This window comes from Mycobacterium sp. (genome assembly GCF_019247615.1).
Classification (GTDB): Bacteria; Actinomycetota; Actinomycetes; order Mycobacteriales; family Mycobacteriaceae; genus Mycobacterium.
In genome coordinates, this window is sequence record NZ_JAFBAT010000088.1 from 1 (window position 1) to 6,299 (window position 6,299).

At 65.7% G+C, this 6,299-nt stretch carries 10 protein-coding genes and 2 pseudogenes; 7 read left to right on the plus strand and 5 right to left on the minus strand.

Going from position 1 to position 6,299, the window contains the following annotated elements; translation table 11 throughout:
• Positions 1 to 366, plus strand: a 366-nt coding sequence (locus tag JO059_RS22905; RefSeq protein WP_366516156.1) for an FAD-binding protein, incomplete at its 5' end; no start/stop codon positions are given.
• A 206-nt stretch (positions 367 to 572) separates the two neighbouring features.
• A pseudogene (locus tag JO059_RS06160) lies at positions 573 to 653 on the plus strand (glyoxalase/bleomycin resistance/dioxygenase family protein); the annotation flags it as partial.
• A 44-nt stretch (positions 654 to 697) separates the two neighbouring features.
• Here JO059_RS06160 and JO059_RS22910 read toward each other — a convergent pair.
• The 3 genes and pseudogenes from JO059_RS22910 to JO059_RS06175 form a co-directional block, all read right to left on the minus strand.
• A complete protein-coding gene (locus JO059_RS22910) occupies positions 698 to 1,324 on the minus strand; it encodes a restriction endonuclease (RefSeq protein WP_366516157.1) in 627 nt (208 codons plus the stop codon).
• Between the two features lie 54 nt (positions 1,325 to 1,378).
• Positions 1,379 to 1,582: pseudogene (locus tag JO059_RS06170) on the minus strand (cytochrome P450); the annotation flags it as partial.
• 33 nt (positions 1,583 to 1,615) lie between these two features.
• Entirely contained in the window at positions 1,616 to 1,915 is a 300-nt protein-coding gene (locus tag JO059_RS06175; RefSeq protein WP_293315218.1) for a DUF4193 family protein, read from the minus strand.
• A 237-nt stretch (positions 1,916 to 2,152) separates the two neighbouring features.
• On the opposite strand from JO059_RS06175, the gene JO059_RS06180 reads away from it, so the two are divergent.
• Positions 2,153 to 2,839: an HAD family hydrolase gene (locus JO059_RS06180; RefSeq protein ID WP_293315226.1), complete on the plus strand. Its 687-nt coding sequence runs from the start codon at positions 2,153 to 2,155 to the stop codon at positions 2,837 to 2,839.
• A gap of 10 nt (positions 2,840 to 2,849) precedes the next feature.
• Here JO059_RS06180 and JO059_RS06185 read toward each other — a convergent pair whose 3' ends face one another.
• Together JO059_RS06185 and JO059_RS06190 are read right to left on the minus strand one after the other, a co-directional pair.
• The gene (locus tag JO059_RS06185; RefSeq protein ID WP_293315219.1) at positions 2,850 to 3,356 is read right to left on the minus strand and encodes a DUF6328 family protein; all 507 of its coding nucleotides are present in this window, start codon (positions 3,354 to 3,356) and stop codon (positions 2,850 to 2,852) included.
• Positions 3,357 to 3,486: 130 nt separating this feature from the next.
• On the minus strand, positions 3,487 to 3,858 hold the full coding sequence (locus JO059_RS06190) for an STAS domain-containing protein (protein WP_293315220.1): 372 nt from the start codon (positions 3,856 to 3,858) through the stop codon (positions 3,487 to 3,489).
• A gap of 173 nt (positions 3,859 to 4,031) precedes the next feature.
• Here JO059_RS06190 and JO059_RS06195 point away from each other — a divergent pair, with 173 nt between their 5' ends.
• From JO059_RS06195 to JO059_RS06210, 4 genes are all read left to right on the plus strand, one after another.
• A complete protein-coding gene (locus tag JO059_RS06195) occupies positions 4,032 to 4,925 on the plus strand; it encodes an STAS domain-containing protein (protein WP_293315221.1) in 894 nt (297 codons plus the stop codon).
• A 21-nt stretch (positions 4,926 to 4,946) separates the two neighbouring features.
• Positions 4,947 to 5,336 carry an STAS domain-containing protein gene (locus JO059_RS06200; protein ID WP_293315222.1) on the plus strand — a complete coding sequence of 130 codons (390 nt, stop codon included), beginning with the start codon at positions 4,947 to 4,949 and terminating at the stop codon, positions 5,334 to 5,336.
• A complete protein-coding gene (locus tag JO059_RS06205) occupies positions 5,323 to 5,745 on the plus strand; it encodes an anti-sigma regulatory factor (protein ID WP_293315223.1) in 423 nt (140 codons plus the stop codon). Before JO059_RS06200 ends, JO059_RS06205 begins: the two co-directional genes overlap by 14 nt.
• Positions 5,746 to 5,791: 46 nt before the next feature.
• Positions 5,792 to 6,299, plus strand: a 508-nt coding sequence (locus JO059_RS06210; protein WP_293315224.1) for a SpoIIE family protein phosphatase, incomplete at its 3' end; no start/stop codon positions are given.

A 6,299-nucleotide genomic window follows, 5' to 3' on the forward strand; every position in this document is an offset into this window, starting at 1 on the left:
TCGCACAATCTCGTTTTTTCACCTGATCCGGTGTCGGCCCACCTGGCAACCATCGGCGGCAACATCATCGAAAACGCCGGCGCCCCAGACGCTCTCAAATACGGTGTCATCTACAACCATGTCCTGTCAGTAGAAGCCCTGCTCGCCGACGCCACCGTTATCACGCTCAGCACCACCGACGACGGCATCGATCGTTTGCGCTGCCCAATCCCTGCTCGAGACGGACGCTCTACCCAGCCGGTGAATCAAAAGGACGGTCTCAGCACCCCGACATGCTCGCTAGAGAACAGCGCGGCCCAGCAAACGATTGAAAGTTCCTATCGGAACACAATAAGACTGGCTCATAGGCGAAGTGAGCGTGCCTGAACGTACCCGGAAACGCGAATCGGCCAGAGCTACCGCGTGATTGACTCCAACCTGGGGTGGGGCCGTCGCGCTGGTATGTTCAGCGGCGTGGTCGGCACCCCGTGCCGAGTCACGGCTACAGCGGTGTCGGCGGCAACTGGCACGAATATGCTGACAGCGAAGCAGGAACTGAGCCGTGGTGTTACACCGCCTCTCGGACGCGACCCAACGAAAAGATCGGTACGACGTGCTGCTTCGCCACCCAGGACAAGGTGTGGGTCACCGCCGCCGGGAAAAGGCAAGAGGTGGGCCCCAAGCATCGGCAACGACGGCCTGTGGCTGAGGATCGTGCCTAGGCTTCCAACTCCAGGAGCAGCCGCCGCTTGCTAGGCGGCCGCGACCTATCGGTGATAAGCCGGGCGCCCGCCCAGATCTGTAATTGATCCCGCCCGACGAGGCGGCAACGATGGGTGGCCGCCAACTGGCGAGCAGCCTTTGTGAATCCTCGATTGGTCACCACGACCGTCTGATGACAACCGTGCTGCAGTGCGCCGGAGACGACCTGCTGGACGGCGCCGACGCCGACGGCCTTCGCCAGGCGCTTGCACTGAACCGCCATGCGAATGCCGGCTTTCTCGGCGATGAGATCGACCCCGTAGTCACCGGTGCTGGCGGTAGGGGCGACACGCCATCCGCGCGTCCTAAGCTGCGCCGCAACGAATTCCTCGAATTCGACGCCCGGCATCGCATCGATGGCCGACATACCGGCCGTGGCGAGCTTACGGTCGCGCCGTCGCTGCAGCCCGGCCCGAAACCGGTCCCGCTGCACGGAAAGCCACAAAAGGACCGCCACCGTCACGATAAGGCCGCCGAGACCGGCCAAAAATCCCACTGGCAGGCTGCCGGTGGCCCGCTGCGCGAAATACCAAGGGAGCGCGCACCCAAGCAAGAGAAGAGCCGACGCTAGCATCTTCTGCATCCCATGAATGTAGTAGAAGGCTCCGACAATTCAGCGCACACGATTCTCTCCGGCTGCGGTGAAGACCCGTTTGGCCAGCTCGGGTTCGGACACGATGGCGACGTCGCCCAGGCTGAGGATGGGCATCGGCATTATGGGCCCGTACCGGCGAATCAACCGCAGCATGCGGCGCTCGCCGCCCACGAGGTAGGCGATCGCGTACGCCACGAACACCGACCTAAGCCTGCGCGGAGCCGGTAAGCCGGGTGGGCGGCTCAAGGCGTCCGGCGCGTCAGGCGCGGCGCGGCGCCATCAGGTGCAGTCGGCGCAGACCGGGAGCCCGGAGCTCGAGCGGCGCTGCCGGCTGCGGTGCTGTACCAGGAAGCAACTCGAGCAGGTGAATTCGTCTGCCCGCTGCGGAATCACCGTGACCGACAGCTCTTCTCCTGAAAGGTCCGCACCGGGCACCTCGAAGAAGAGCACATCGTTGGGGTCTTCCTCCGCGGTAATGGTCGACGAGGTGGGAAGCGCGGGCGCCAGCTCGCGCAGAGAGGATGGGTCCTGGGTCTCGACCTCGATCACGCGTGCGTCGTAGTCGCTGATGGTCGCCATGGGTCTTCCTTCCTCGATGACGGGTGGACGCACTTCACCTGTACTTCCCCCGGATCACGCGGTACTACCCAGTTCACGCGCCGGCCACACCTGTCGGGCAAAGAAATTTCGCACCCCTGGGGCGGCGGGCGCCCGGCACGAAATCGCGGGTGTCGGATGACGACGGCGCGGGTATGAAGCGCAGATGACATCTCGATCGCGGGCCCGAGGACGTGCCACCTCGACACGGAGCGTCCGCTGAAGCCCGGTTGCGGTACGGCGGCTGTCCTATTTGACGTCGACGGAACGCTGGTTGATTCCAACTACCTGCACGTCTACGCCTGGCAGCGGGCGTTCCACGAAGAAGGCATAACGGTTGGGGCGTGGCAGATCCACCGCTGCATCGGCATGGACGGCTCGACGTTGGTGCGCACCTTGTCCAATGACGCTGCAGACAACGTCCAGGAGCGGCTCAGCGACGCGCACAGCAGGCATTACCGCGGCACCTCGCCATTGTTGTCACCGTTGCCTGGCGCCCGCGAGCTGCTGCGTCGCGTCGCCGATCTCGGGTTGCAGGTCGTGCTGGCCAGCTCGGCACCCGAGGACGAGCTGGAGACGCTGCTCAAGGTGCTCGACTGCGATGACGTGATCTCCGAAACGACGTCGTCGCGCGACGTCGACACCGCGAAACCGGCACCCGGCATTGTGGAGGTTGCGCTGGAACGGGCCGGCGTGGACGCCGAGCGCGCCGTGTTCGTCGGCGACGCCGTGTGGGACGCGCACGCCGCATCGGGCGCGGGATTGGCCTGCATCGGATTATTGAGCGGCGGCATCTCCCGCGAGGAGTTGCAGGCGGCCGGCGCGGCGCCGATCTTCACCGACCCGCAAGACCTGCTCGAGCACCTCGACTCCACCCTCGTCGCGGCGCTGGCGTCCGGCCACTGAACCGGCCGCGCTACAGGCCGTGGGTGCGCAACAACAGCGGCAGCACCCCCCAAAAGAACCCGAATAACCCCAGCGCGCAGGCTCCCGCGATGATCCCGGCGGTGGCGCCGGCGACCGCGGCGAAGATGATGACCGTGACGCCCGTCAGTGCCAAACCGAGCAGCGCCAGCCCGGCGTAGGCGCACCGGTGCGCGGCCGACACCAGCACCTGCAGGCGATGGCGCCTGAACAGCAGGCGGTGAATGCCGACCGGGGCGATCAGCAGCACCGTGGCCCCCACCGAACAGCCGACCGTCACCAAGTACGCGATCCGCATCTGGTGATTGAGAACGTCGAAGCGCTGCTGGAAGGGCAGCGTCAACAGAAAACCGGTGAGCAACTGGACGCCTGTCTGCACCACCCGCAGCTCCTGCAGCAGGTTGTTCCAATTCCGGTCGAGGCGCTCTTGTTCGGTTTCGCCGCGGTGGCTGCGATCCCACTGCTGGTCGTCTTCGGGATGATCGACATCGACATCCATAGTCGTGATCTTCGCACCGACCATCGGTGACGACAGCCGATCCCGGCAAGGAAATGCACCGGCGCGTCGATAATGATCGGCGACAGCCGGCTGACCTTCCGGCGAAACCTCGCGCTGATGCGGTAGCGGGCTACTGTTCCAGCGAGCGGTCCCGGACAGCCGTCAACGCGTCGTCCAGCGTCGGATACAGCGGGAAGGTTTTGTCGAGACCGGTCAGGTGGATCGGCCTCCTGGTCGCCGGACCACGCGCCACCACCCCGAACTCGGCGGACTTGACTCCAAGTTTCTCGTAGGTCGCCGCCAGGATCTTCAATCCGACCGAGCCGAGGAACTCCACCCCGGAAAGGTCGATCACCAACGCCGTCGGACCGTCGGCGACCACCGTGCCGATCGCTTGTTCGAGGGCCGGGGCGGTGACCAGATCGATTTCACCGCTGACGCTGATGACCGAAACCCCTTCGCGGTCCTCAACCACCGTGGTAATCGAGTCGGGAGCTGACAATGGCGATCCTTTGGTCTTTATGTGGGCCAGGCCGCACGCGTGGTGCAAGCGTAACCTGCCGCGTGAGCTGCCGAGAGAATATGCCCCAGACAGCGGTGCGGCGACGGCCCAGGCTAGTCTCCGGAATAGACCGCGCGCGCTGCGGAGCGCGAAGCGGGATACGGGAGGGCCAGATGTCTGATTTGTCGTCGGATCTCGGTAGCACCACCACCGCCGCGCAAACGGTCAGCGAGGGCCTGTTGCCGCAGCTGGTCCAGCACTTGCGGCAGAATCGAACAGTTCTCCGCGAGGAGTGGGCCCGCAGAATCACCGAGGCTGAGCTGCTCACCGCGATGACGCCCGAAGAGCTCTTCTCCGAGGCGACCGCCGTCTACGACAACTACGTCGAGGTGCTCGAGACCGGCAGCGTCGAGGCGCTGCAGGCCTACGCCCGCGACCTCTCCGAGCGCATCATCCCGCGGGGCGTCGAGACCGACGAGGTGCTCGGCATCGTGCTGCTGCTGCGCGACGTGCTGGCTCGCTCGCTGTTCGAGAAGTACCAGACCGAGTTCGAAATGCTCAACCGCGTCCTGGACGCCTACGAGCCGGCGGCCAACAGCATCGCCAATACCGTGGGCGTCAGCTTCGTCCAGGAGCGCGAGCGCATCATCCGCCAGCAGCAGGAGGCCATCCGCGAGCTGTCCACGCCGGTGCTGCAGGTGCGCGAGCAGCTGCTGATCCTGCCGATCATCGGTGTGCTCGATTCTCAGCGCGCCCGCCAGGTCACCGAACAGCTCCTGCGCGCCATTCGGGCCAACCGCGCCAAGGTCGTGGTCATCGACATCACCGGTGTGCCCACCATCGACTCCACGGTGGCGAACCACCTGGTGCAGACCGTCGATGCGTCCGGCCTGATGGGCGCGAGCGTGATCATCACCGGCCTGTCCTCGGAAATCGCCCTGACGCTCGTGACGATCGGGCTGGACCTGTCGAAGATGAATGCCGTCGGCGACCTGCAGGGCGGCATCGAGGAAGCCGAACGCCTGCTCGGGTACGAGGTGACTCGTACCGGTGAGCAGACCGGGTAAGCGCGACCAGCACGAGCCCTCATGCCAGTCCCCATCCTGAAGCAGGGCGCGATCCTCATCGCCTCGGTGCAGTCGGCCCTCACCGATTCCGACGCCGAACGTCTTCGCTACGACCTCATGGAGCGGGTCAGCCGGTTCCGCGCCCAGGGCATCATCGTCGACGTCACCGCCATTGACGTGATGGATTCGTTCGCCGCCCGCTCGCTGCGCACCATTGCCCACATGACGCGGCTACGCGGCGCCGATACCGTCATCGTCGGTCTGCAGCCGGAGGTGGCCTTCGCGATGGTCCAGCTCGGTCTGGCGTTCGACGACATGAACACCGCGCTGGACCTGGAGGAAGGCCTTGCCCTGCTGAATCGCGAAAGGGCAGCGGGCAAATCAACGATCGGGCGCGATGGTGGTGGGTGACCCGGATCTAGTGGTCGTCGACATCCACGACTCCGACGACATCGTCGCCGCCCGCAAAGCAGGGCACCAGCTCGCTCTCGATCTCGGATTCTCACTCACCGACGTCACCATGATCGCCACCGCAATCTCGGAGATCGCGCGGAACATCACCAGCTACGCCGGTCGAGGGGCCGTCCGGGTCACGGTGGCCGACCGGGACGGGCGCAAGGCCTTGGTCGTTCGGGCGGAGGATGAGGGCCCCGGCATCGTCGACATCGAACGGGCCATGGAGGACGGGTACTCGACCGGTCGCGGGCTGGGAATGGGCCTGCCCGGAGCGCGCCGCCTGATGGACCGCCTGATCGTGGAGTCGGTAGTCGGCCGCGGAACGGTGGTCGAAATGTGGAAATGGGTTCCCTCCCGTGCGTGAGCACGGCCGTTTCGGGCCAATCGAATGGGCAAGGGCCGGTCGCCCGATGCCCACCGAACTCACCTCCGGCGACCGGGGTATCGCGGTCGACCTCGACGGCGACGGCGCCCTGTTCGGCGTGGTGGATGGCCTCGGCCATGGTCCGGAGGCGGCGACTGCCGCGCTGCGAGCCGTCGACGTGGTCAAGGGAGCACCCGACAAGCGGCTCGAAGTCTTGGTCCAGCTGTGCCACCGGCTGCTCGACGGCACCAGGGGGGTCGCAATGACCCTGGCGCGGATTGACTTTGGGGCCAACACGCTCACGTGGACGGGGGTCGGCAACGTCGCTGCCGAGCTGGTGGCCAAGGCCCCCACCGGTTTTCAGATCCGGTCCAGCGCGCGGCTCACCGCGGGCATCATCGGGTATCGCATACCGGAAGTGGTTCCCGCCCAGGTGCATTCCATCCGCCCCGGGGACATGTTGGTGATCAGCACCGACGGCATCGACCCTGATCATCTGGACCATATCGACTTCGCCGCTTCAGCCGTGACCATCGCCGACGAGCTCTTGGCCA

Excerpts from the sequence above, each read along its gene's own strand:
- JO059_RS22910 (WP_366516157.1), bottom strand. The coding sequence starts at position 1,324 with ATGCAGAAGATGCTAGCGTCGGCTCTTCTCTTGCTTGGGTGCGCGCTC.
- JO059_RS06205 (WP_293315223.1), top strand. The coding sequence starts at position 5,323 with ATGGTGGTGGGTGACCCGGATCTAGTGGTCGTCGACATCCACGACTCC.
- JO059_RS06175 (WP_293315218.1), bottom strand. The coding sequence starts at position 1,915 with ATGGCGACCATCAGCGACTACGACGCACGCGTGATCGAGGTCGAGACC.
- JO059_RS06195 (WP_293315221.1), top strand. The coding sequence starts at position 4,032 with ATGTCTGATTTGTCGTCGGATCTCGGTAGCACCACCACCGCCGCGCAA.
- JO059_RS06185 (WP_293315219.1), bottom strand. The coding sequence starts at position 3,356 with ATGGATGTCGATGTCGATCATCCCGAAGACGACCAGCAGTGGGATCGC.
- JO059_RS06200 (WP_293315222.1), top strand. The coding sequence starts at position 4,947 with ATGCCAGTCCCCATCCTGAAGCAGGGCGCGATCCTCATCGCCTCGGTG.